Below are 22,734 nucleotides of genomic sequence, written 5' to 3'. Positions count from 1 at the left end.
TCACCAACCCACCACTGCAAAGGAAACAGCCATGAACCAGCCCTCCAACTCCAAAGTCGCCCTCGTCACCGGCGCATCGCGCGGCATCGGCGCCGCCATCGCACGGCGTCTTGCCAAAGACGGCTTCGCGGTCGCCGTCAACTACGCGTCGAGCCCGGCGCAGGCAGACGCTCTCGTCGCCGAACTGCAGGCCGCCGGCGGCAAGGCCTTCGCGGTCAAGGCCGACGTGGCCAGCGCTGGCGAAGTGCGCGCCATGTTCGACGCCGTCGAGGCGCAGCTAGGCAAGGTCGACGTGCTGGTCAACAACGCCGGCGTGCTCAAGACCGTGCCGCTGGCCGAGCACACCGACGCGCTCTACGACCAGACCTTCGACATCAACGTGCGCGGCACCTTCAACACGCTGCGCGAAGCCGCCACGCGCCTCAACGAGGGCGGCCGCGTCGTCAATTTCTCGAGCACCACGCTCGCGCTGAACATGCCCGGCTATGCGATCTACAACGCCACCAAGGCGGCGGTCGAGGCCTTTACGCACGTCTTTGCCAAGGAACTGCGCGGCCGAAACATCACGGTGAACGCCGTGGCGCCGGGCCCGATCGCCACCTCGCTGTTCCTCGACGGCAAAACCGAAGAACAGATCCAGACCTTCGCGAAGATGCCGCCGCTGCAGCGCCTCGGCCAGCCCGAGGACATCGCCTCGGTGGTGGCCTTCCTCGCCGGTCCGGATGCGGGCTGGGTCAACGGGCAGGTCCTGCGCGCCAACGGCGGCATCGCCTGAGCCATCCCCTTTCTCGGATCAACCCAACCCATACGGAGAAACCTCATGCAAAAGCAGATCATCCTCGTCACCGGTGCTGGCACCGGCATCGGCAAGCTCAGCGCGCAATCGCTGGCCGAATCCGGCCACGTCGTCTACGCGTCGATGCGCGACATCGCGGGCCGCAATGCCGGCCGCGCTGCCGAACTGCGCTCGCTGGCCGCGGCGAAGAACATCCAGCTGCACCCGCTCGAACTCGACGTGCTCTCGCAGGACTCGGCCGATGCCGCCGCCGCGACCATCGTGCGCGAGCAGGGCCACCTCGACGTGGTGATGCAGAACGCCGGCCACCTGGTCGTCGGGCCGACGGAGGCCTTCACGCCCGAAGAGATCGTGAAGGTGTTCGACACCAACGTGCTCGGCGCGCAGCGCGTGAACCGCGCGGTGCTGCCGTACCTGCGCAGGCAAGAGTCGGGGCTGATGCTGTGGATCAGCAGCACCACCACCAAGGGCGGCTTTCCGCCGTTCATGGGCCCCTATGGCGCGGCCAAGGCTGCGATGGATTCGCTGGCCGTCACGCTGGCCTACGAGATCGCGCGCTTCGGCATCGAGACTTCCATCGTCGTGCCCGGCGCCTTCACTCGGGGCACCGACCATTTCCCGAGCGCGGGCAAGCCGGCCGATGCCGCGATCGCCGCCGCCTACAGCCGCTACGACGGCGTGATGGACCAGATCGGCGAACGCCTGTCGGCGCTGACGCCCGACAACGCCGACCCGCAAGCCGTGGCCGACGAGATCGTGCGCATCGTGGGCCTGCCCGCCGGTGCGCGGCCGATGCGTTCGCTGATCGACTTCGTGGGCGACGGTGCGACGGAGGTGTTCGAGGTGTCGGAGCGCGTGCGCATCGAATTCGCGAAGCGCATCGGCATGGGCGACTTGCTCGAAGCGAAGGTGCGGCGCTAAGAGGCTAAGAGGAGGCTAAGGGAGGCGTCATAAAAGGTGGGTCGGTCTTCCTGTCCAATAGCGGCATGGAAAACCCACCCCACGACCTCGCAGAACGCGTGACCGAGCTCGAGATCAAGTCGAGCTACGCCGAAGACCTGCTCGACCAGCTGAACATGACGATCTATCGGCAGCAGCAACAGATCGACCGGCTGATCCTGCAGGTGACGCAACTCAAGGAGCAGGCGCAAAGCGCGGGTCAGGACGGCGCCGCGCGCAACCCGCGCGACGAGCTACCACCGCACTATTGAAGACGCTCAGCCGTGCGAATGCCAGAGCACGGCGAAGAAGTGGCAGGTGCTGCCCGCCAGCACGAACAGGTGCCACACCGAATGCGCGAAGCGCACCTTGTTGTCGAACAGGAACACCACGGCGCCCGCCGTGTAGAAGAGCCCACCGGCCACGAGCCAGCCCAGCCCCGCCGGTGACATGCGCTCATACAGCGGCACCGCAGCCATCAGCGCCATCCACCCCATCGCCACATAGAGCCCGGTCGACCACAGCGGATGCTGCAGCCGGTTGAACAGCTTGGCGCTCACGCCCAGCACCGCCGCTGCGCAGATGGCGCCGAACAGCGTCCACCCCAGCGGCCCGCGCAGCACGCCGAACAGGAAGGGCATGTAGCTGCCGGCGATGAACAGGTAGATGGCCGCGTGGTCCAGCCGGTTGAACCAGGCCTTGGCCCGGCCCATGGGCAGCGCGTGGTACAGCGTGGAGATCAGGTACAGCACGATGGCCGTGCCCGCGAAAAGACAGGCGCCGACCACGCCCGCGGCCTGCCCCTTCTGCACCGCGTTGTAGACCAGGATCGGCAGCGCGGCGATGGCCAGCGCCAGGCCCAGGCCGTGGCTCAGGGCATTGAAGAGTTCTTCCATCGCCGTCTGGTCGCGGGCTGCCAGCACGGAGGTGCGCTGCGAGGGTTGCGTCTGGGAAGGAGCTGTCGTCATCGGGACCTCATGCAGATGAAGGGATGTAGTGGTTGCCTACTTGACCTGCTGCTTGCCCAGCTTGCGCGCCAGCGTACGCCGGTGCATGCCGAGCCTGCGCGCGGTCTCCGAGATGTTGAAGCCGGTTTCGGCCAGCGTCTCGTGGATGCGCTCCCATTCGAGCGTCTTGATCGAGGTCGAGCGGTTGGTCAGCTCGACCTCTGTAGTTCCGGCGGCGCGGCCGAAGGCGGCCTCGATGTCGTCGGTGTTCGACGGCTTGGCCAGGTAGTGGCAGGCGCCGAGCTTGATGGCTTCCACCGCGGTGGCGATGCTGGCGAAGCCCGTCAGCACCACGATCAGCGTCTTGGGGTTGTGCCGGTGCAGCATCTGCACGGCGGCCAGGCCCGAGGCTTCGCCGTTGAGCTTCAGGTCGACCACCGCATAGCCGGGCGACGCGGTAGCCAGCAGGGCCTCGACTTCCGCGAGGTTGCCCGCCTGCGTTACGGCATAGCCGCGGCGCTCGAAGGAGCGGCCGAGCGCGCGCGCGAAGGCATCGTCGTCCTCGACGATCAGCAACTGGCGCTCAGCTTCGGTTTCGGTCATTGCCTTCCACTTCGATGGTCTCGCCGTCGAGGACCTTTTCGTCGTCCTCTTCCGCCTCTTCTTCCAGCACGATGGCCGCGAGCGGCAGCGTGATCTTCACGATGGCGCCACCCTCGGGCCGGTTGGCCGCCGCGACGCGGCCGCCGACAGTGCGCGCCACGTTCACGACCAGGAACAGCCCCAGCCCGCCGCCAGGGCGGCCCTTGCTCGACTGATAGGGTTTGCCGAACTCCTTCAGGATGGCCGGCAGGAAGCCGGGGCCTGCGTCCGTGACCGTGATCGTCAGCGCGTCGGCGTCGTGCGCCGCCTCGAGGCGCAGCCAGTGCGGCGACGCCTCCAGCGCATTGTCGAGCACGTTGCAGATCATCTGCTTGAGGGCCGAGTCGGAGACCATGGGCAGGTCCCGGCCAAAGCGGTTGTCGTACTCGAAGTCTTCCACGGGGCGGGTGGTGCGCCACTCTTCGATCAGGTCGTCGAGGAAGGTGCTGACCGTGGTTTCTTCCGACGACTCGCCGCGCGCCTCGCCGGCCGACAGCAGGATGCCGCTCACGATGCTCTTGCAGCGCTGGATCTGCAGCTCCATCTCGGCCACCTCGGTCAGCAGCTCGGGGTCGGAGCTGAAGTGCGGCAGCCGGCGCCAGTCGCCCAGGATCACCGCCAGCGTGGCCAGCGGCGTGCCCAGCTCGTGCGCCGCACCCGAAGCCAGCAGGCCCATGCGCACGATGTGTTCTTCTTCCGAGGCGCGCTGGCGCAGGTCGGCCAGCCGGGCGTCGCGCGCACGCAGGTTGCGGCCGATGCGGGTGATGAAGATCACGAGCAGCGCGGCGTTCAGCGCAAAGCACACCAGCATGCCCTGGATGTAGGGGCTCCACAGGCCGCGGTTGTGGTCCAGCGGCAGCGCGAGCGGGCGCGAGAACAGCGCCAGCCCGGCAAAGCAGATGCTGGTGATGACCACGATGGTCCAGGTCGACCAGGGCTTCAGCAGCACAGCCCCCAGCGTCACCTGCAGCAGGAAGAGAAACACGAAGGGGTTGGTCGCACCGCCGCTCAGGTAGAGCTGGGCCGTGAGCGTGGCCACGTCGACCAGCAGCGCGAGGAACAGTTCGCCGTTGGTCACGCGCCGGTGGCTGCGCGAACGCAGCAGGCTCACCATGTTGAAGAGCGCGAGGCAGGTCAGCACCTGCAGCATGTGGTCCAGCGGCAGCCGGATCGCGAAGCCGTAGTGCACCACCAGGATGGTGACCACCTGCCCGACCACGGCGAACCAGCGCAGCTGTATCAGCTGCTGCATGTTCTGGTGGCCGGTGGCGTTGTCTAGGCTCGCGACACCGGCGCGGGGAGCGTGCAGCTCGCCCGCGACCGCGGCGGTGTCAGTCGTCGCGCTGAGCATCTTGGGCAGGACGGGCTTCGGCATGGGTCGCATTTTCGCTGCGCCGTACGAACCAGGCCGCGACCAGCACCATCAGGGCCAGGCCGTACCACGTCAGGGCATAGACGAGGTGGCTGTTGGGAAAGGCGATGACCGTCAGGCCGGCGGCGGGCCATGCGGGGGTGTCGATGCTGGCCGTGGCCTGCGCGGGCGCGGCCTCGGCATCGACGAAGTAGGGCGCGACGTCGTTCAGGCCGCGCGCCGCGGCAATGGCCTGCACGTCGCGCGAGAACCAACGGTCGGCAGCCGCGTCGTTCTTGCGCAGGAAGCCGCCCTTGGGCTCGGTGAGGCGCAGCAGGCCGGCGACAGCGGTCTCGCCCTGTGGCTCCGGCGCGGTGCGGGCCGGGCGTTCGCGTGCTTCAGGCGGCACGAAGCCGCGATTGACCAGCACCGCGGTGCCGTCGGCGCTGCTGCGCAGTGGGGTCAGCACCCAGAAGCCTGCACCGAGCTTGGTGCTGGCCTGCACCAGCGTTTCTTTGTCGTGGAGGAAAGTGCCGGCAAGGCGGACATGCCGGTATTCGTCGTTGGCCGCGTTGACGGTGGGCCATTCGTTTCGCCCGGGGGCCGTGCTGGCCGGGGCATGCACGCGCTGGTCGACGCGGGCAATGAGATCGAGCTTCCAGGCCCTGCGCTCGACCTGCCATGTACCGAGCGCGAAGAAGCCGGCAAAGGCGAGGGCTGCGCAGACCGCCAGTGCCACCCGCGCGGCGGTGGAACGCTGGCGGACCGCTGCCGCCATCAGGGCATGTTCTTCATGTCGTGCATCGAGTGCGGCATCATGTTGGTGTTCATGTGGTACATGACCCACAGCGAACCGGCCAGCGTGATGACCACGAGCACGAGCGTGAAGATCAGCGCCAGCATGTTCCAGCCGCCTTCGGACTTGGCGTCCATGTGCAGGAAGTACACCATGTGCACCACGATCTGCACCACGGCGAAGGCCAGGATGACGAGGGCGGTGGTGTTGGGCTTGTCGAAGACCTTGGCCATCACGAGCCAGAACGGAATGGCGGTGAGGATCACGGCCAGCACGAAGCCGGTCATGTAGCCCTTGAAGGTGCTGTGGCTCACCGGGCCATCGTCGTGGCTGTCATGGCCATGTGCGCCGTGGCCGGCGGTTTCGGTGTGCGCGCTCATTGCAGCGATCCCATCAGATACACGAAGGTGAAGACGCCGATCCAGACCACGTCCAGAAAGTGCCAGAACATCGACAGGCACATCAGGCGGCGGCGGTTGGCGGCGGTGAAGCCGTGCTTGGGCAGCTGGATCATCAGCACGATGAGCCAGACGATGCCGAAGGTCACGTGCAGGCCGTGGGTGCCCACCAGCGCGAAGAACGACGAGAGGAAGGCGCTGCGCTGCGGGCCCGCGCCTTCGTGGATCAGGTGCGCAAACTCGTACAGCTCCAGGCCGATGAAGCCCGCGCCCAGCAGGCCGGTGATGGCCAGCCAGACCAGCACGGCGCCCATGCGGCGCTTCTGCATCTCGAGTACGGCAAAGCCGTACGTGATGGACGACAGCAGCAGCAGCGAGGTGTTGATTGCCACCAGCGGAAGGTCGAACAGGTCGGCGCCCGAGGGGCCGGCCGCGTAGCTGCGGCCCAGCACGCCGTACACCGCGAACAGGCACGCGAAGATGAGGCAGTCGCTCATCAGGTAGAGCCAGAAGCCCAGCAGCGTGCCGTTCTCGGGATGGTGGTCTTCGTTGCGGACGTTGAAGACCTCGAACGCGGGCGCGTTCGACGCATGGCCGGCGCTGCCGGCGGAAAGAGCGGTGGTGTTAGACATGGGCAGCTAGCAGGCGCGTGCGCGCGTCTTCGGTGCTGACGACTTCTTCCGTGGGGATGTGATAGTCGCGCTTGTAGTTGAACGTGTGGATGATCACTGCGGCGAGCATGACGACGAAGCCGATGCCGGCCACCAGCCACATCTGCCAGATCATTGCGAAGCCACCCACTGCGGCCAGCGCCGCGATGATGAAGCCGGCGGCCGTGTTCTTGGGCATGTGGATCGGGCTGAAGCCTTCCAGCGGACGCTGGTAGCCGCGGGCCTTCATGTCGGACCAGGCGTCGTTGTCATGCACGCGCGGCGTGAACGCGAAGTTGTAGGCCGGCGGGGGCGACGAAGTCGACCATTCGAGCGTGCGGCCGTTCCACGGGTCGCCCGTGGTGTCGCGCAGCGATTCGCGGCGAATGAAGCTCACCACCAGCTGGATGATGAACGAGGCGATGCCCAGCGCGATCAGCACGGCGCCGAAGGCGGCAACCTGGAACCAGATCTGCAGCGACATGTCCTGGAAGTGGTTCATGCGGCGGGTGACGCCCATCAGGCCCAGGATGTACAGCGGCATGAAGGCGAACCAGAAGCCGACGATCCAGAACCAGAACGAGCACTTGCCCCAGAACGGGTCGAGCTTGTAGCCGAATGCCTTCGGGAACCAGTAGGTGATGCCCGCCAGCATGCCGAACAGCACGCCGCCGATGATCACGTTGTGGAAGTGGGCGATCAGGAACAGGCTGTTGTGCAGCACGAAGTCGGCCGGGGGAACGGCCAGCAGCACGCCGGTCATGCCGCCGATCACGAAGGTGATCATGAAGCCGATGGTCCACATCATGGGCAGCTCGAAACGGATTCGGCCGCGGTACATGGTGAAGAGCCAGTTGAAGATCTTCGCGCCCGTCGGGATCGAGATGATCATCGTCGTGATGCCGAAGAACGAGTTCACGCTGGCGCCGGAGCCCATGGTGAAGAAGTGGTGCAGCCAGACGAGGTACGACAGGATGGTGATCACGACCGTGGCGTACACCATCGAGGCGTAGCCGAAGAGGCGCTTGCCGGAGAAGGTGGAGACCACTTCCGAGAAGATGCCGAAGGCCGGCAGGATCAGGATGTACACCTCGGGGTGGCCCCAGATCCAGATCAGGTTCACGTACATCATGGCGTTGCCGCCGAGGTCGTTCGTGAAGAAGTTGGTGCCGACGTAGCGGTCGAGCGACAGCAGGGCCAGCACGGCGGTCAGCACCGGGAAGGCTGCAACGATCAGAACGTTGGTGCACAGCGCGGTCCAGGTGAACACGGGCATCTTCATCATCGTCATGCCGGGCGCGCGCATCTTCACGATGGTTGCCAGCAGGTTCACGCCAGAGAGCAAGGTTCCGACCCCCGCTATCTGCAATGACCATATGTAGTAGTCGACCCCCACGTCGGGGCTGAAGAGAATGCCCGACAGCGGCGGGTAGGCCAGCCATCCGGTCTTGGCGAACTCGCCCACGAACAGCGACGCCATCACGAGGCCGGCGCCGAAGGTGGTCATCCAGAAGCTGAAGTTGTTCAGGAAAGGGAAGGCCACGTCGCGCGCACCGATCTGCAGCGGCACCACGAAGTTCATGAGGCCCGTGACCAGCGGCATCGCCACGAAGAAGATCATGATCACGCCGTGGGCGGTGAAGACCTGGTCGTAGTGGTGCGGCGGAAGGAAGCCGGCGTTGTCGCCGAAGGCCATTGCCTGCTGGGCCCGCATCATCAGCGCGTCAGCGAAGCCGCGCAGCAGCATCACCAGGCCCAGGATGATGTACATGATGCCGATCTTCTTGTGGTCGATGCTGGTGATCCAGTCGCGCCACAGCATGCCCCACAGCTTGAAGTAGGTCAGTGCGCCGAGAACGGCGATGCCGCCCAGCACCACGCCCGCGAAGGTCGCGAGCAGGATCGGTTCGTGGAAGGGAATCGCCTCCCAGGTGAGGCGGCCGAAGACGAGCTTCGTCAGGTCTAGGTTCTGCAACATCTTATTCTTCGGTGGTGCACATCGCGGTGACGTACTTGCGCTTGGGTGTATCGAGTGAATCGACCTGCCAGGCTTGCTTGGTGGCAACGTTGAAGGCGCCGGGCTTGCCCATGCCGCCGTCGGCGTCGATGGCCATCATTTCCTTCATGCACATCTTGTTGCGGTCCACGCACAGGTTGAGGATGGCGTCGTACAGGGCGGGGTCCACGGCGGCGTAGTGGCGCACGGGTTCGCGCTCGCTCGGCACTTCGAGCTTCTTGTAGAGATCGCGCGTGAGTTCGCCGTCCTTGCCGGCCTTGACCTTCTGGACCCACTGGTCGAAGTCGCCGTTGCTCAGGCCATGGAACTTGAAGCGCATGCCCGAGAAGCCGGCGCCGCTGTAGTTGGCGGAGAAGCCTTCGAACTCGCCCGGCTTGTTGATCACCGCGTGCAGCTTGGTTTCCATGCCCGGCATGGCGTAGATCTGGCCGGCCAGCGCGGGGATGAAGAAGGAGTTCATCACCGAAGAGGCCGTGATCTTGAAGCTGATCGGGCGGTCCACCGGGGCGGCTAGTTCGTTCACCGTGGCGATGCCCTGCTCGGGGTAGATGAAGAGCCACTTCCAGTCGAGTGCCACCACTTCGACCACCAGCGGCTTGGTTTCGGCCGGAATCGCGCGCTGGGCGTCGAGGCGGCGCAGCGGCTGGTAGGGGTCGAGCGTGTGGGTGCTGATCCAGGTGATGGCGCCCAGCGCGATGATGATGAGCAGCGGCGCCGCCCAGATCGCCAGTTCGAGCTGGGTCGAGTGGTCCCAGTCGGGGCTGTAGGTGGCCTCTTTGTTCGACTGGCGATAGCGCCAGGCAAAGAAGATGGTCAGGGCGATCACCGGGATGATGATGATCAGCATCAGCACGGTGGAGACGACGATGAGGCGTCCCTGCTGATTGGCGATGTCGCCGGATGGGTTCATCAGCACCGTGTTGCAGCCCGCCAGGAGCATGGCGGAAAGCAGCAGGAGTGATCGGCGAAGGTTCTTGAGGATGTGCATGCCGAAGGAAAAGAGGTGCAGGGGCGACGCAAAAAGACCCCACAATCTACGCCTGAAGACGGGTTTCGCCTATTGGACGTTTTGTCCTATGGCGGTAAATGTGATTCGGTGCGACGCTCTGGGATCTCCATGGTCTTATGGTGTCGCGCCCCGGCGTGACACCTGAATTACAGCAAGCAATGACGACGTCCAGCATCAGTCCGCAAGGCGCACAGCCGCTGCCGAACTCGCCCGAGCACGGCGGCGCCCGGCAGGGCGACGACCACTCGCACATCGCCCCCGGCGAGATCGCGGTCGGCGTGATCATCGGCCGCGCCTCCGAATATTTCGACTTCTTCGTCTACGGTATCGCCTCGGTACTGGTGTTCCCGGCGGTCTTCTTTCCGTTCGAGCAGCACCTCGAGGGCGTCCTCTATTCGTTCCTGATCTTCTCCTTCGCCTTCATCGCGCGTCCGTTCGGAACTGTCATCTCGATGGTCATCCAGCGACGATTCGGGCGGGAGGCCAAGCTCACGTCGGCACTTTTCGTGCTGGGCACCTCCACCGCCGGCATCGCCTTCCTGCCGGGCTATGCGAGCCTGGGCTTCACGGCAATCGTGTTGCTGTCGGTGTTCCGCTTCGGCCAGGGCCTGGCGCTGGGTGCTTCCTGGGACGGCCTGCCTTCGCTGCTCGCGCTGAACGCCCCGGCCAACCGCCGCGGCTGGTACGCCATGCTGGGCCAGCTGGGCGCGCCCATCGGCTTCTTCATTGCCAGCGCGCTGTTCGCTTACCTGTATTCGAGCCTTCCGTCCGAAGACTTCCTCGACTGGGGCTGGCGCTACAGTTTCTACGTGGCCTTCGCGATCAACGTGGTGGCGCTGTTCGCCCGCCTGCGCCTGGTGGCCACCGACGAATACTCGCGCCTGCTCGAAGAGCGTGAACTGGAGCCCACCAGCGTGAGCGAACTGGTTCGCTCGCAGGGCGCCAACCTGCTGATCGGCGCCTTCGCCGCGCTGGCCAGCTATGCGCTGTTCCACCTGATCACGGTGTTCCCGCTGTCGTGGATCACGCTGTATTCCGACCAGTCGGTCACCGAATTCCTGATCGTGCAGATGATCGGCGCGGTGCTCGGCGCCGCCGGCATCGTGGCTTCGGGCCTGCTGGCCGACCGCATCGGCCGACGCTTCACGCTGGGCGGCCTGGCTGCCGTGATCGCGGCATTCAGCGGCTTCGCCCCCACGCTGCTCGATGGCGGCCGGGTCGGGCAGGACATCTTCATTCTGTTGGGCTTCGTGATCCTGGGCCTGTCGTACGGCCAGGCGGCTGGCGCCGTGACCTCGAACTTCGCGCCCAAGTACCGCTACGTTGGCGCGGCGCTCACGGCCGACCTGGCCTGGCTGATCGGCGCGGCGTTCGCGCCGCTGGTTGCCCTCGGCCTGTCGGCCCACTTCGGTCTGGCCTACGTCAGCATCTACCTGCTGTCGGGCGCCATCGCCACGCTGGCCGCGCTGGCGCTGAACCGGGCACTGGCGCGGGACTGACCGGCAAGGCAGCAGCTGCCACTGTTTCTTTCAAAAGGGGCCGCTTCGGCCCCTTTTTCATTAGGATGCCCCGATGTTCGCCGCCGCAATTTTCGACATGGACGGGCTGCTGATCGATTCGGAACGCCCCATCATGGCCGCCTGGATCGAGGCCGCCCGCACGCTCGACATCGAGCTTTCGCACAGCCAGTACCTGCAGGTCGTCGGGCTGGCCATGACCGAGTCCGAACACATCCTCGCGTCGCTGCTGGGCGGTTCGGACGCCTACAACCACGCCGTGGCCCATGTCCGCCAGCGCCTGCAGCTGGAGCGTTCGGACGGTGCACCGCTGTTTCCCATCAAGCCAGGCGCGGCTGAATTCCTGAGCGCGCTGCGCGAACGCGGCACGCGCTGCGCTGTTGCTTCGTCGTCGACCAGCGGGCAGATCCAGGCTTGCCTTGGCAGCCTCGGCGTGCTGCACCATTTTTCAGCTTTTGCGGGCGGAGACGAGGTTGCGCGCGCCAAGCCCGATCCGGCGCTCTACCTGCTCGCAGCCGAACGGCTGGGCGTGGACCCGGCGGAATGCATCGCCTTCGAGGACAGCGAGAACGGCGCCAAGGCGGCGCTGGCTGCGGGCATGCGGGTCGTGGTCGTGCCCGACCTCAAGCACCCGCCCGCATCCATCATCGAGCGAGCCTTCCATGTGCTCGAGTCGCTGCACGAAGCGGTGCCGCACCTGCCGCGCTGGTTTCCCGCCGAGGCCGCAACAAGGCTCTCATGATCAAGATCGGCACGCTCTGCCATGTGGTCGACAGCTGCCTGGCGTCGCCCTTCACGGAGTGTGCGGTGGGCCGGATCGTGGAAGTGGTTTCGCCACCCTACGAGGCGCCAAGCGAGCGCTACCTGCCCGGCACGTACTACGACGTGCTGTTCGAGGGCTGGACCTTCAACGCTTTTGGAGCGTAGCTAATCATTAGGTCGACAGAATTCGTTTTCTATCAATGAATTAGCTCAGGTAATGTTTTCCACGCTGGCTTGACTACGCAGTCGAGCTGGCCTGCCCCCTTCAGGTGTGCCAACGTTGAGTTAGCGAGTCCAAGGTTTGGGCGATTGCTTGATCTCCGGTGACTGCCTTGCATCGCCAGCGCGCTGGCGATGCAAGGCGGCGAATCTGGCTGGTGGGATGCGCCTCAGTGAGCTGTGGGGCTGCACCTCGTCGTAGTCGCGCCGCCAGCGGGCTATTTTCTGCCTGGCCTGCACAAGCGTCTCGAACCACTGTTCGTTCAGGCATTCGTCGCGGAACTTGCCGTTGAAGCTCTCGATGTAGGCGTTCTGCGTCGGGCACCCAGCATCGTTGAGCAGGCGCCGCACGCCGCGTGCCGCCGCCCAGGGCATGAAGGCCCGACTGGTGAACTCCGGCCCTGGTCGGTGCGGATGGCCAGCGGGTAGCCGCGGAACTGCGCTGCCTGATCCAGCAAACGGACGATGTACTCGTCGCCCATGCCGTGGTCCGCTGCGCGATGTCTAGGCACTTGTGGCGGAAGTCATCCACCATCGTCAAGCACTTGATGCGCCGGCCGTTAGCCAGTGCGTCCATCACGAAGTCCACGCTCCAGATGTCGTTGACATGGCGACCGCTTAGCAAGCGGCTGGCGCTCACCAGCGGGACGTTTGACCTTGCAGCGTTTGCGCATCGATTCGGCGCTCGCTGATGGACAGTTCCTGGACCATCCTGGCAGTCACCTCGCGCCTGGCCGGCGGGGGCAGCGCTTAACCCCGAAGCCCACCTTCAGCGCTTCGATGTGCAGTTGGGCTGCGGCCACCAGCTTCTTGAGCTTGGCATTCTCGCTCTCGATCTCGCACAGCCGCGCGGCCTCGCTGGTATGCATGCCGCCGAATTTGGCGCGCCGCTACTTGTAGGAGGTCGCGTCGCTGTAGCCACCCAGCCGGCACAGTTCCTTGACCGACGTACCGCCTTCTGCCTGCCTGAGAAATCCGATGATCTGCTCATCGGTGAATTTGCTTTTCTTCATGTCCGTTCTTCTTATGAAAACGGACTTTATTGACCTTCAGTTAGTACGCCCTAAGCAGGCCTTTGCAACAGTTGTTGTCAGTATTATTGACATTCAATCTCTATTGTTGAGTATTTTGTCCGCATTGTTAAATCTCCATTTCATCATCAGTTTCGTGAATTAATTACGCCTTTTCCTCATTGCGGGCAGGAATTCTGTACGAATTGCCATCAAAGAAAGCTAACCTCACATTTGAGAATGATTTCCATTCTCTTTAAAACTTTCCTACACATGGAGATATGTATGAAGGAAGACGCCACCTTGGTTGAATCGAACGAACTGATTGAAGCAATTCTTTCAGAATACGAAGCGCATGAAAAAAGCCAAACGACGGTCACAGGCCCGGGATGCCGAGGCATGTGCTGCGTTGAGTCCCGTTAAATAATTGGCGTAAATAGCCAACAAAAACCGACCGAAAAGTTCACCAACAGGCGAGTCTGTGTGGATCTGCCGCAGATTGCGCCGCTGTTTCCGCGATTTGGTGGCCTCGATCGCGAGCCAGGTCGCGAGCTTCTCGGCATAGGGATCGAGCTTGCTCGAGCCCGTCCGCTTGGCGTAGCGCGGCATTTCTTCGCCGCCTCGCAGGTACTTCTTTACGGTGTTGCGAGACAGGCCTGTACGCCTGGCTATCTCGCGGATGGACATCTGCTCGCGCAGGGCCCAACGTCTGATGACACTCAATGTCGCCACGTCTATCACTCCTAGGATCCCCTGCTTTAAAAAACAGCAGGGTAGGGTTTTACGTGGGTCAGTCTTAGACGGAAATTACTGCGCTAGCTGGGTCAATTTTCGACGGTAAACAACATCGCAGATTCAGATTTGATTTGTTTGGAGGGCTAGAGGAAGAAAATTTGGTCCGCTATAGAAACTGCAAAATCTGCGGCGATGAATAAGCATCTTTTCGCATGTGCGATGGCGCCGCAAAAAAGGTAGTAGCGGAAAAACTCGTTGGTCTCAGTACAGCTTTCCATGCTGTCCCACAACAAGATGGGAAAGCCGGGATAGGAACGTCCGCTGATGATCAGTTCCTTGGTGGACGACAGAAGGCGCATCAGAGCTGCTTGGCCTTGATCACTGCAACAGCGCCATTGAAATTGAGTCGCAGGAGGTGCATGGCCATATTCACAGCTCCGCCGCCGCCCCCCCGGTTTGAGCACGTATACATGAAGCACGGACCTGTGCACGCGATCTGGTAGTTGAGCTCACCGACACTCGCGTGCCAACGAGTAGTGCTCGAACTCTTCTAAGGCCTGAAGTCGGCGTCCTGCTTGGCGTGCTCAGCTATGGCATACAGTACGTCGGCCGCCTCTAGCTCGCGCCAGCGTCAAGTTATCCACAACCTTTCGACCCATCCCGCCCCTCCCCCGGACCTCCATCGCTACTCGTCTTGCAGGGAATAGCTCTATTCCTAACTGTTCCCAGGTTCTAGAGCTATTGCCGCGCGACAAGCTCGTACCCATTTCCGACCCCGATGCCGAAATCGAACGCTGGGAAGACGCCTTCCTCAACGAGCCCGTGCCGGCGCCGGCGCCGGCCGCTCAGAGCACTTCGTCGCGCAACTGCGGGAACACCTTCGACACCTTCGCGAGCAGGTAGTCGCCGTAGCGCCCGCTGAAGGCGTGCACGTTGGCGCGGTCCCAGCGTTCGGCGCTGTCGTCACGCGCATCGGCACCTGCGAGGCCTTCGATGCGCTGCACGCGCGCCTCGAAGTTCGGGTCGAAGAACAGCGGAAACGACAGCCGGTCGCGCCCCGAGGTGTTGCGCTTCACGCGGTGCGGCGTCGACTTGTAGAGCCCGCCGGTCATGCGGTCGAGCATGTCGCCGATGTTGCAGACGAACGAACCAGCCACCGGCGGCGCGTCGATCCAGCCGGCGGGCGTGTGCACCGCGAGGCCGCCGATGTTGTCCTGATGCAGCATCGTGAGGAGCCCGTAGTCGGTGTGCTCGCCCACGCCCCACTGCACGTCGAGGCCTTCGGGCACAGCCTGTGTCGGGTAGTTGAAGAGGCGGAACAGGATCAGCGGGTCGGCCGTGTAGCGTTGGGAGAAATAGTCCGCGCCCAGGCCGAGGCTCAGCGCGATGCCTTCCATCAGCCGGTGGCCCAACTGCGTGACGGCCGCCATGTACTCGAGGATGGTCTCGCGAAAGCCCGGCACGTCGGGAAACAGGTTCGGCCCGTGCACAGGCGTCTTCGCCTGCACCAGCGGGTGCGTGGCGGGCAGCTCGGTGCCGAGGTAGAGGCCTTCCTTCCAGTCGGGCCGGCCCGAGGTCAGCTCGCCGCCGAGCGGGAAGAAGCCGCGCCAGGCGCGCCCGCCGAGGGCCATGCGCCACTGCATCTTGGTTTCTTCGGGCAGCTCGAAGAAGCGGTGGCTCAGGTCTTCGAGCCGCTTCACCAGCGTCGCATCGACGCCGTGGCCGGTCACGTAGAAAAAGCCGTGCGCGCGGCAGGCGGCGCCGATCTGCGCGGCGACGGCGTCGCGCTCGGCCGTGCCGGCCACGAGCGGCGCGACGTCGATGAGGGGGAGGGTGGTGTCGGTCATGCGTCTCTCGCAAAAGGCGATCGGATGTCGGACAGGAACTGCTGCGCGCGCGGATGCTGCGGCCGGTTGAAGAAGTCGTCGGGCGTGGCGCGCTCCAGCACCTTGCCTTCGTCCATGAACAGCACGCGGTCGGCCACCTCGCGCGCGAAGCCCATCTCGTGCGTCACGCACACCATCGTCATGCCGTCGCGCGTGAGGTCGCGCATCACCAGCAGCACCTCGCCGACCATCTCGGGGTCGAGCGCGCTGGTGGGTTCATCGAACAGCATCAGCGGCGGTTGCATTGCCAGTGCGCGTGCAATCGCCACGCGCTGCTGCTGGCCGCCCGACAGCTCGCTGGGCCATGCGTTGGCCTTGTTCGACAGGCCCACGCGGTGCAGCAGCGCCATCGCGCGCTCGTCGGCCTCCTTGCGCGTGAGGCCGCGCAGCTGCATCGGCGCCATCGTGCAGTTCTGCAGCACCGTGAGGTGCGGGAACAGGTTGAACTGCTGAAACACAAAGCCGATGCGCGAGCGGAAGGCGTTCACGTCGAGGCCCGGCGCATGGATGTCCTGATCGTCGACGACGATGCGGCCCGACTGGATCGGCTCCAGCCGGTTGAAGGTGCGGATCAGCGTCGACTTGCCCGACCCCGATGGCCCGCACACCACGACGACTTCGCCCTTGTGGATGGTCTCGCTGATGTCGACCAGCGCGTGGTAGCTGCCGTACCACTTGTTGACTTTTTCGAGTTCGATCATGCGGACACCTTGGCGGTGGCTGTAGAGATGCCGCGGCGCGCGAGCCGGCGTTCCAGCCAGTAGGCAAAGCGCGACAGGCCGAAGCAGAGAATGAAGTACGTCCCGCCAAGAATCAGGTAGATCTGCGCGGGCTTGGTGAACACCTGCGTGTTGATCTGCGTCGCGATGAACGACACCTCGGCCAGCCCGATGATGTAGCCCAGCGAGGTCTCCTTGATGGTCGAGACGAACTGGTTCACCAGCGAGGGCAGCATGCTGCGCAGCGCCTGCGGCAGCACCACGAGCCGCATTGCGCGGCCGTAGCCCAGGCCCAGCGCGCGGGCGGTTTCCATCTGCCCGCGCGGCAGGCCTTGGATGCCGGCGCGCACGATCTCGGCGAGGTAGGCGGCGTCGAACACCACGAGCGCGATCAGCATGGTGGTGAACTGGTCGGTCTTCACGCCGGTGACGCTGGGCAGGAAGAAGTAAGCCCAGAAGATCACCATCAGCAGCGGCAGTCCGCGCACCACGAACACGAAGCCCGTGACTGGCCAGCGCAGCCAGCGCCACGGGCTCACGCGCGCCAGCCCGAGAAGGATGCCCAGCGGCAATGCCAGCACGAGCCCGCAGGAGGCCAGCAGCAGCGTGAGCACCAGCCCGCCGAGCGGGCCGTTGGGGTACTGCCCGATGAGGAAGTAGACCCAGTAGTCGTTGATGATTTCTAGCATCGCATCAACGCCTTCAGATCGTTCGCACCGGATACCGGTGGTGGTACCAGGTGGCAAGCCCAGTGATTGCGAGCGACACCGTCAGATACGCCGCGCTCGCGAACGCAAAAGACTCGAAGCTGCGGAAGGTTGCGCTCTCGACCTGGCCCGCCTGGTACATCAGCTCGGCCACGCCTATCACGGTGGCGATGGATGTGTTCTTCCAGAGGCTCAGCGTCTGTGAGATGAGCGGCGGAATGGTCACGCGCAGCGCCTGCGGCAGCACCACGCGGCGCATGGTGGCCAGATAGCTGAAGCCCATCGCGCGTCCGGCCTCGAACTGCACGGAAGGAATCGCGCGGATGCCGCTGCGGATGTCTTCCGCCATGAAGGCCGCCGTGTACAGCGCCAGCGCAATCACCGCGCTGTAGGCCTCGATGTGCCCCGCGTAGAGCCATTGCTTGATGCCTTCGGGCAGCAGCTCGGGTGCGCCGAAGTACCAGAACAACATGTGGGCGAGCAGCGGGATGTTGCGGATCGACTCCACGTACGCAAAGCCCAGCCAGCGCAGCGGCGCGAAGGGCGACAGCCGCAGCAGCGCCACCATCAGCGCGATGGGCAGCGCCAGCACCAGCGCGGCCGCGAGCAACTGCAGCGACAGCAGCAGGCCCGCGATGAGCATGTCGTGGTACTTGCCGGTCAGCAGCAAGGAATAGTCGAACAGGGGCATGGGGGGCGACAGTATCACCGCCGCGAAGGGCCGGGGCCGCGAGCCCCCATCCCGGCCTTCCCCCAGCGGGGGAAGGAGAAACGCGGGCTCAGTCGATCTTGTCGGAGTCGAGCTTGAAGTCGCGCGTCTGGAAGCCCGAAGCCGTCGTCGGGCCATACCACTTGATGAAGATCTTCTGCGCTTCGCCCGACTTCTCGAGTTCGCGCAGCGTGTCGTCCACCACGGCCTTCAGGCCGGTCTCGCCCTTCTTGATGCCGATGGCCAGCGCTTCGGTGCTCAGGTTCTGCTTGAGCACCACGTACTGCGCCTTCTGCGGACCCAGCTTGGCGTAGCTGCGCAGCAGCGCGGCCTCGTCGTCCACATAGCCCACGCCCTTGCCCTGCTGCAGTGCCTGGAAGGCCTGCTGGCTGGTGTCGAAGGTCACGACCTCGACGTTGGGCACGGCCTTGCGGATGTTGGGCTCCTGCGTGCCGCCGCGGATGGTCAGCACCTTCTTGCCCGCGAGCTGCGGCACCTCGTTGATGCCGCTGTCCTTCTTCACGATGGCCTTCTGGCCGGTGACGAAGGTGGTGAGAGAGAAGTCGATCTGCGCCTCGCGCTCCTTGTTGTGCGTGAGGCCGGCTGCCACCAGGTCCACGTGACCTTGCTGCAGTTCCGGAATGCGCGCGGCCACCGCGATCTGCTTGAGCACAGGCTTCACGCCGATCTTCTTGGCGATGGCGTTTACCAGGTCGACTTCGTAGCCGACGATCTGGCGCGTCTTCGGATCGACGAAGGTCGCGGGCTCGTCGGTGCCGAGCACGCCGACGACCAGTTCGCCCTTTTTCTTGATGTCGGCCAACTGGTCGGCGTGGGCGACGGTGCCGAGCAGGAAGGTGGAAGCGGCGACGGCCGCGGTGAGCAGGGTGTGGCGCATGGGTTGTCTCTCTCCTAAAGGAAATTCAGGGTCGAACCATATCAATAAAACCCCTGATTATTAAATCGTCAATCGACATATGCATATGGACAAGCTGAAGGCGGTTATTACGGGCTGGGTTAAATTCGCGGCGCCAAAAACGTGCTCCCGCCGTTTTCTTCCTGCATCTCATCCAGCGAGATCCTCATGATCATCAAACCCCGCGTGCGCGGCTTCATCTGCGTCACGACCCATCCCACCGGCTGTGAAGCCAACGTCAGGCAGCAGATCGACTACGTCAAGGCCCAGGGGCCCATCGCGGGCGGACCGAAGAAGGTGCTGGTGATCGGCGCATCGACCGGCTACGGCCTGGCTGCGCGCATCACAGCTGCCTTTGGTTGCGGCGCCGACACGCTAGGCGTGTTCTTCGAGCGCCCGGGCAGCGAGACCAAACCCGGCTCGCCCGGCTGGTACAACACCGCCGCCTTCCATCGCGCCGCGACAGCCGAAGGCCACTACGCGAAGAGCATCAACGGCGACGGCTTCTCCGATGCGGTGAAGCAGCAGGTCATCGACACCATCCGCGCCGACCTCGGCCAGGTCGACCTCGTCGTCTACAGCCTGGCCGCGCCGCGCCGCACGCATCCGAAGACCGGCCAGGTCTTCAACTCGGTGCTCAAGCCCATCGGCAAGTCTGTGAGCCTGCGTGGCCTCGACACCGACAGCGGGACCGTGAAGGAAACGGTGCTCGAACCCGCGACACAAGAAGAAATCGACAACACCGTGGCCGTGATGGGCGGCGAAGACTGGCAGATGTGGATCGACGCGCTGCAGCAGGCCGGCGTGCTGGCCGACGGCGCGAAGACCACGGCCTTCACCTACCTGGGCGAGCAGATCACGCACGACATCTACTGGAACGGCTCCATTGGCGCCGCCAAGAAGGACCTGGACCAGAAGGTGCTGGGCATTCGCGCGCAACTGGCGGCCAAGGGCGGCGATGCACGCGTGTCGGTGCTGAAGGCGGTCGTCACGCAGGCCAGCTCGGCCATTCCGATGATGCCGCTGTACCTGTCGCTGCTGTTCAAGGTGATGAAGGCGCAGGGCACGCACGAGGGCTGCATCGAGCAGGTGCACGGGCTCTTTGCGGAAAGCGTCTACGGCAGCACGCCGCACATCGACGAGGAAGGCCGCCTGCGCGCGGACTACAAGGAACTGGCGCCGCAGGTACAGGCTCGCGTGCTGGAGCTCTGGCCGCAAGTGACCGGCGACAACCTCGACGAGCTCACCGATTTCGCGGGCTACAAGACCGAGTTTCTGCGCCTCTTCGGCTTCGCGGTGGAGGGCGTGGACTACGAGGCCGACGTGAACCCTGACGTGGCCATTCCAGACCTCGTGCAGGTCTAGCAAGCGCCCGGAGGGATACTCCCGCCCATGCAGATTCAAGAAAAGCCGCCCGCCGGCACGCCGTTCGACTGGATCGGCGGCGAACCGAAGGTAGAGGCGCTGGTCGAGCGCTTCTACGACCTGATGGACCTCGAGCCCGCCTATGCGCAGCTGCGCGCAGTGCACGGCACCAGCCTCGACAACGCGCGCCAGCGCCTGTTCTGGTTTTTGTGCGGCTGGCTCGGCGGGCCGCAGCACTACACCGACCGCTTCGGCCATCCGATGCTGCGCGCGCGCCACCTGCCGCAGAGCATCGGCGGCCACACCATCGGCATCAAGGAGCGCGACCAGTGGCTGGCCTGCATGGACCAGGCGATGGGCGAGACGGGCGTGCCGGAAGACTTGCGCGAACGTCTGCGCGACTCCTTCTTCAAGACAGCCGACTGGATGCGCAACCGCGGCGAGTGACTGACCGACCACACAACGATTTCGAAAGACGCTTCTCCATGAATTCCATCGTCATCATCGGCGGCGGCCACGCCGCGGCCCAGCTCTGCGCGGGCCTTGCTGAAGCCGGGCAGGGCGCGCGCGTGCACCTGGTCTGCGAAGAGGCCTGCGAGCCGTATCACCGCCCGCCGCTGTCCAAGGCCTTTCTCAAGAGCGCGGAAGAAACCACGCAGCCGCACAAGGCCGCTGACTGGTATCGCGAAGCGGGCATCACGCTGCACCTGGGCGATGCCGCCGTGGCCATCGACCGCGTGGCGCACACCGTCACGCTGCGTTCGGGCGCGATCTTGCCGTGGCAGCAGCTGGTGCTGGCCACCGGCACACGCGCGCGCCAGATGCCCGACCTGAAGCCGGGCCTGGAAAACGTCGCGAGCCTGCGCGCGGCCGACGAAGCGCATCGCCTGCGCACGCGGCTCGCGGCGGCCGAACATGTGACGGTTCTCGGCGGCGGTTTCATCGGGCTCGAAGTGGCGGCCACCGCCAAGGCGCTGGGCAAGTCGGTGCAGGTGATCGAGAGCGCGCCGCGCCTGCTGGGGCGCGCCGTCTCGCCCGAGCTGTCGGCGCACGTGCTTGCTACGCACCGCGCGGCCGGCATCGACATCGTGCTCGGCGCGCAGACCGGCGCATTCGAAGTCGAAGGCGACCGGCTGGTGTCGGTGCAGGTCAACGGCGTGAAGCAGCCTGTCGATCTGCTGCTGCTCGGTATCGGCGCCGTTCCTGAGACCGCGCTCGCGCAAGCAGCCGGCATCGAATGCGCGGACGGCATCGTGGTCGACGGCCACATGCAGACCAGCGCGGCCGACGTGCTCGCGGTGGGCGACTGCACGCGCTTCCCTGATCGCCGCGCGGGCCGCGCGCTGCGGCTCGAATCGGTGCAGAACGCCAACGACCAGGCACGAACGGCAGTGGCCACGCTGACCGGCGCTGCGCGCACGCATGACGCGGTCGCGTGGTTCTGGTCCGACCAGGGCGGCATGCGGCTGCAGATGGTGGGCCTGATGCCGGCCGAAGGCACGCCGGGCCTGAGCAGCGTGCGCCGCGCGGGGCCGAAGCCCGATGCGTTCTCGCTGTTCCATTACGTCGACGGGCAGCTCGTGTGCGTCGAGTCGGTGAATGCGCCGGTCGATCACATGATGAGCCGCAAGCTGCTCGAAGCGGGGCGCAGCCCTGATGCGGCGGCAGTGGCGGATGCGGCGGTGCCGCTGAAGAACCTGCTGGCCTGAGGAGAAGCGGCTCAGCGCCGCGCGGGCGCCAGCAGCACGACGAGTGCGCCGGCCCCGCCTTCAGCAGGCTTGGCCTGTACGAAGGCGATCACTTCGTTCTTCTGGATCAGCCAGCGCTGGGTCTTGGTCTTCAGCACAGGCTGCTTGCCCGGCGAGCCTAGGCCCTTGCCGTGCACCACGCGCACGCAGCGCAGCCCCTGCTTGTAAGCAGTGCGGATGAAGCCGCCGAGCGCTTCGCGCGCCTCGTCGCTGCGCAGCCCGTGCAGGTCGACCTGCGCCTGGATCGCCCAGTCGCCCTTGCGCAGCCGCGCCGTCACGTCGGTGCCGATGCCGGGGCGGCGGAAGCTCATGGCGTCGTCCACGTCGAGCAGCGTGGTCACGTCGAACTCGTCGGAGAGCGACTCGCGCAGCACGCGCTGCTCGTCGAGCTGATGCTGCACGGGGATGGGCGCGGGCGGCTCCGGCGCGAGCGGCACGGCGGCCTTGCGGCGCAATGGTTCGGTGGCGCCGATGGCTCGGGCGAACAGGTCTTTCTCGGCAGCGCGCTTGCGTTCGGCCGCTGCCTTGGCGGCGGCCTCGGCGGCTTCGCGCTCGCGGGTTTCGGCGAGCACGCGCTGCACCTGCTTGAGGTCTGCGAGGTTCTTGAGTGAGGGCGCGCGCGAGGCCATCAGAGCAGTCCCCTCTCGGCCATCGAGAAACTCTGCCCGGGGCTCACGATGATGTGGTCGAGCACCCGCACGTCCACCAGCGCCAGGGCGGCTCGCAGCGTTTGCGTGAGCGACTCGTCGGCACGCGAGGGCTCGATGTTGCCGCTCGGGTGTTAGGTTGCATTGGAGAGTGTCAACAGGGTTGCCTGATCTGACGAGTCGCCGAACACTGGGAACTGCCCGAGCAGCCCAAGCCTCTTTCAGAGGCGAGTAGCCCGGCGCGCCGCA

At 65.1% G+C, this 22,734-nt stretch carries 24 protein-coding genes and 3 pseudogenes; 9 read left to right on the top strand and 18 right to left on the bottom strand.

Annotated features, from left to right (window positions below; all coding sequences use genetic code 11):
• The first annotated feature begins 31 nt into the window (after window positions 1-31).
• From ACSFCA_RS07050 to ACSFCA_RS07040, 3 genes are all read left to right on the top strand, one after another.
• The gene (locus ACSFCA_RS07050) at window positions 32-775 is read left to right on the top strand and encodes an SDR family oxidoreductase (RefSeq protein ID WP_435459409.1); all 744 of its coding nucleotides are present in this window, start codon (window positions 32-34) and stop codon (window positions 773-775) included.
• A gap of 45 nt (window positions 776-820) precedes the next feature.
• Window positions 821-1,717 (top strand): SDR family NAD(P)-dependent oxidoreductase, encoded by an 897-nt coding sequence (locus ACSFCA_RS07045; RefSeq protein ID WP_435459410.1) that lies wholly within the window; start codon window positions 821-823, stop codon window positions 1,715-1,717.
• A gap of 65 nt (window positions 1,718-1,782) precedes the next feature.
• Entirely contained in the window at window positions 1,783-2,007 is a 225-nt protein-coding gene (locus ACSFCA_RS07040) for a SlyX family protein (RefSeq protein WP_007839244.1), read from the top strand.
• Between the two features lie 6 nt (window positions 2,008-2,013).
• Here the strand turns inward: ACSFCA_RS07040 and trhA are convergent, their stop codons facing one another.
• Genes trhA through cyoA form a run of 8 tightly spaced genes read right to left on the bottom strand, consistent with a single transcriptional unit; the run spans window position 2,014 to window position 9,524 of the window.
• Complete coding sequence (gene trhA / locus ACSFCA_RS07035) at window positions 2,014-2,703, bottom strand: PAQR family membrane homeostasis protein TrhA (RefSeq protein WP_177142429.1); 690 nt, start codon at window positions 2,701-2,703, stop codon at window positions 2,014-2,016.
• A gap of 36 nt (window positions 2,704-2,739) precedes the next feature.
• Window positions 2,740-3,285 carry a response regulator transcription factor gene (locus ACSFCA_RS07030; RefSeq protein ID WP_435459411.1) on the bottom strand — a complete coding sequence of 182 codons (546 nt, stop codon included), beginning with the start codon at window positions 3,283-3,285 and terminating at the stop codon, window positions 2,740-2,742.
• On the bottom strand, window positions 3,266-4,699 hold the full coding sequence (locus ACSFCA_RS07025) for an ATP-binding protein (protein ID WP_435459412.1): 1,434 nt from the start codon (window positions 4,697-4,699) through the stop codon (window positions 3,266-3,268). Before ACSFCA_RS07025 ends, ACSFCA_RS07030 begins: the two co-directional genes overlap by 20 nt.
• Entirely contained in the window at window positions 4,656-5,453 is a 798-nt protein-coding gene (locus tag ACSFCA_RS07020; RefSeq protein WP_435459413.1) for an SURF1 family protein, read from the bottom strand. The genes ACSFCA_RS07025 and ACSFCA_RS07020 overlap by 44 nt, the downstream gene beginning before the upstream one ends.
• Complete coding sequence (gene cyoD, locus ACSFCA_RS07015; RefSeq protein ID WP_258353332.1) at window positions 5,453-5,851, bottom strand: cytochrome o ubiquinol oxidase subunit IV; 399 nt, start codon at window positions 5,849-5,851, stop codon at window positions 5,453-5,455. Before cyoD ends, ACSFCA_RS07020 begins: the two co-directional genes overlap by 1 nt.
• A complete protein-coding gene (gene cyoC, locus ACSFCA_RS07010; protein ID WP_258353333.1) occupies window positions 5,848-6,501 on the bottom strand; it encodes a cytochrome o ubiquinol oxidase subunit III in 654 nt (217 codons plus the stop codon). The genes cyoD and cyoC overlap by 4 nt, the downstream gene beginning before the upstream one ends.
• Window positions 6,494-8,497, bottom strand: a complete 2,004-nt coding sequence (gene cyoB, locus ACSFCA_RS07005; RefSeq protein ID WP_435459414.1) for a cytochrome o ubiquinol oxidase subunit I — start codon at window positions 8,495-8,497, stop codon at window positions 6,494-6,496. Before cyoB ends, cyoC begins: the two co-directional genes overlap by 8 nt.
• A gap of 1 nt (window position 8,498) precedes the next feature.
• Window positions 8,499-9,524: a ubiquinol oxidase subunit II gene (gene cyoA / locus ACSFCA_RS07000; RefSeq protein WP_093077606.1), complete on the bottom strand. Its 1,026-nt coding sequence runs from the start codon at window positions 9,522-9,524 to the stop codon at window positions 8,499-8,501.
• Window positions 9,525-9,703: 179 nt separating this feature from the next.
• Between cyoA and ACSFCA_RS06995 the strand changes: the two genes are divergently transcribed.
• The 3 genes from ACSFCA_RS06995 to ACSFCA_RS06985 all read left to right on the top strand — a co-directional run bounded on the left by ACSFCA_RS06995 (window position 9,704) and on the right by ACSFCA_RS06985 (window position 11,989).
• Window positions 9,704-11,044: an MFS transporter gene (locus tag ACSFCA_RS06995; RefSeq protein WP_258353336.1), complete on the top strand. Its 1,341-nt coding sequence runs from the start codon at window positions 9,704-9,706 to the stop codon at window positions 11,042-11,044.
• 73 nt (window positions 11,045-11,117) lie between these two features.
• Window positions 11,118-11,804, top strand: coding sequence for an HAD family hydrolase (locus tag ACSFCA_RS06990; RefSeq protein ID WP_435459415.1), 687 nt, complete (start codon window positions 11,118-11,120; stop codon window positions 11,802-11,804).
• On the top strand, window positions 11,801-11,989 hold the full coding sequence (locus ACSFCA_RS06985; RefSeq protein WP_435459416.1) for a hypothetical protein: 189 nt from the start codon (window positions 11,801-11,803) through the stop codon (window positions 11,987-11,989). The genes ACSFCA_RS06990 and ACSFCA_RS06985 overlap by 4 nt, the downstream gene beginning before the upstream one ends.
• Window positions 11,990-12,109: 120 nt before the next feature.
• Here the strand turns inward: ACSFCA_RS06985 and ACSFCA_RS06980 are convergent.
• The 8 genes and pseudogenes from ACSFCA_RS06980 to ACSFCA_RS06945 all read right to left on the bottom strand — a co-directional run bounded on the left by ACSFCA_RS06980 (window position 12,110) and on the right by ACSFCA_RS06945 (window position 18,707).
• Window positions 12,110-13,056: pseudogene (locus ACSFCA_RS06980) on the bottom strand (IS3 family transposase).
• A gap of 474 nt (window positions 13,057-13,530) precedes the next feature.
• Window positions 13,531-13,794: pseudogene (locus ACSFCA_RS06975) on the bottom strand (helix-turn-helix domain-containing protein); the annotation flags it as partial.
• A 137-nt stretch (window positions 13,795-13,931) separates the two neighbouring features.
• A complete protein-coding gene (locus tag ACSFCA_RS06970; RefSeq protein WP_435459417.1) occupies window positions 13,932-14,147 on the bottom strand; it encodes a hypothetical protein in 216 nt (71 codons plus the stop codon).
• Between the two features lie 486 nt (window positions 14,148-14,633).
• Window positions 14,634-15,635, bottom strand: coding sequence for an isopenicillin N synthase family dioxygenase (locus ACSFCA_RS06965; RefSeq protein WP_435459418.1), 1,002 nt, complete (start codon window positions 15,633-15,635; stop codon window positions 14,634-14,636).
• The gene (locus ACSFCA_RS06960) at window positions 15,632-16,375 is read right to left on the bottom strand and encodes an amino acid ABC transporter ATP-binding protein (RefSeq protein ID WP_435459419.1); all 744 of its coding nucleotides are present in this window, start codon (window positions 16,373-16,375) and stop codon (window positions 15,632-15,634) included. The genes ACSFCA_RS06965 and ACSFCA_RS06960 overlap by 4 nt, the downstream gene beginning before the upstream one ends.
• Window positions 16,372-17,082: an amino acid ABC transporter permease gene (locus tag ACSFCA_RS06955; RefSeq protein ID WP_435459420.1), complete on the bottom strand. Its 711-nt coding sequence runs from the start codon at window positions 17,080-17,082 to the stop codon at window positions 16,372-16,374. The genes ACSFCA_RS06960 and ACSFCA_RS06955 overlap by 4 nt, the downstream gene beginning before the upstream one ends.
• A 13-nt stretch (window positions 17,083-17,095) precedes the next feature.
• Window positions 17,096-17,791 carry an amino acid ABC transporter permease gene (locus ACSFCA_RS06950; protein ID WP_258353340.1) on the bottom strand — a complete coding sequence of 232 codons (696 nt, stop codon included), beginning with the start codon at window positions 17,789-17,791 and terminating at the stop codon, window positions 17,096-17,098.
• 88 nt (window positions 17,792-17,879) lie between these two features.
• Entirely contained in the window at window positions 17,880-18,707 is an 828-nt protein-coding gene (locus tag ACSFCA_RS06945) for an ABC transporter substrate-binding protein (RefSeq protein ID WP_435459421.1), read from the bottom strand.
• 186 nt (window positions 18,708-18,893) lie between these two features.
• Between ACSFCA_RS06945 and fabV the strand changes: the two genes are divergently transcribed.
• Genes fabV through ACSFCA_RS06930 form a run of 3 tightly spaced genes read left to right on the top strand, consistent with a single transcriptional unit; the run spans window position 18,894 to window position 21,799 of the window.
• A complete protein-coding gene (gene fabV, locus ACSFCA_RS06940; protein WP_435459422.1) occupies window positions 18,894-20,090 on the top strand; it encodes an enoyl-ACP reductase FabV in 1,197 nt (398 codons plus the stop codon).
• Between the two features lie 27 nt (window positions 20,091-20,117).
• Window positions 20,118-20,537, top strand: coding sequence for a group II truncated hemoglobin (locus ACSFCA_RS06935; RefSeq protein ID WP_093057971.1), 420 nt, complete (start codon window positions 20,118-20,120; stop codon window positions 20,535-20,537).
• A 38-nt stretch (window positions 20,538-20,575) separates the two neighbouring features.
• Window positions 20,576-21,799 carry an NAD(P)/FAD-dependent oxidoreductase gene (locus tag ACSFCA_RS06930; RefSeq protein WP_435459423.1) on the top strand — a complete coding sequence of 408 codons (1,224 nt, stop codon included), beginning with the start codon at window positions 20,576-20,578 and terminating at the stop codon, window positions 21,797-21,799.
• Between the two features lie 11 nt (window positions 21,800-21,810).
• On the opposite strand, the gene ACSFCA_RS06925 is transcribed toward ACSFCA_RS06930, so the two are convergent.
• Together ACSFCA_RS06925 and ACSFCA_RS06920 are read right to left on the bottom strand one after the other, a co-directional pair.
• On the bottom strand, window positions 21,811-22,467 hold the full coding sequence (locus ACSFCA_RS06925) for a Smr/MutS family protein (RefSeq protein WP_258353344.1): 657 nt from the start codon (window positions 22,465-22,467) through the stop codon (window positions 21,811-21,813).
• Window positions 22,467-22,619, bottom strand: a pseudogene (locus ACSFCA_RS06920) (JAB domain-containing protein); the annotation flags it as partial. The pseudogene ACSFCA_RS06920 and the gene ACSFCA_RS06925, both read right to left, overlap by 1 nt.
• Window positions 22,620-22,734: the final 115 nt, after the last annotated feature.

This window comes from Variovorax multivorans (genome assembly GCF_051216835.1).
Classification (GTDB): Bacteria; Pseudomonadota; Gammaproteobacteria; order Burkholderiales; family Burkholderiaceae_C; genus Variovorax.
This window is presented reverse-complemented; position numbering and strand designations above follow the sequence as displayed.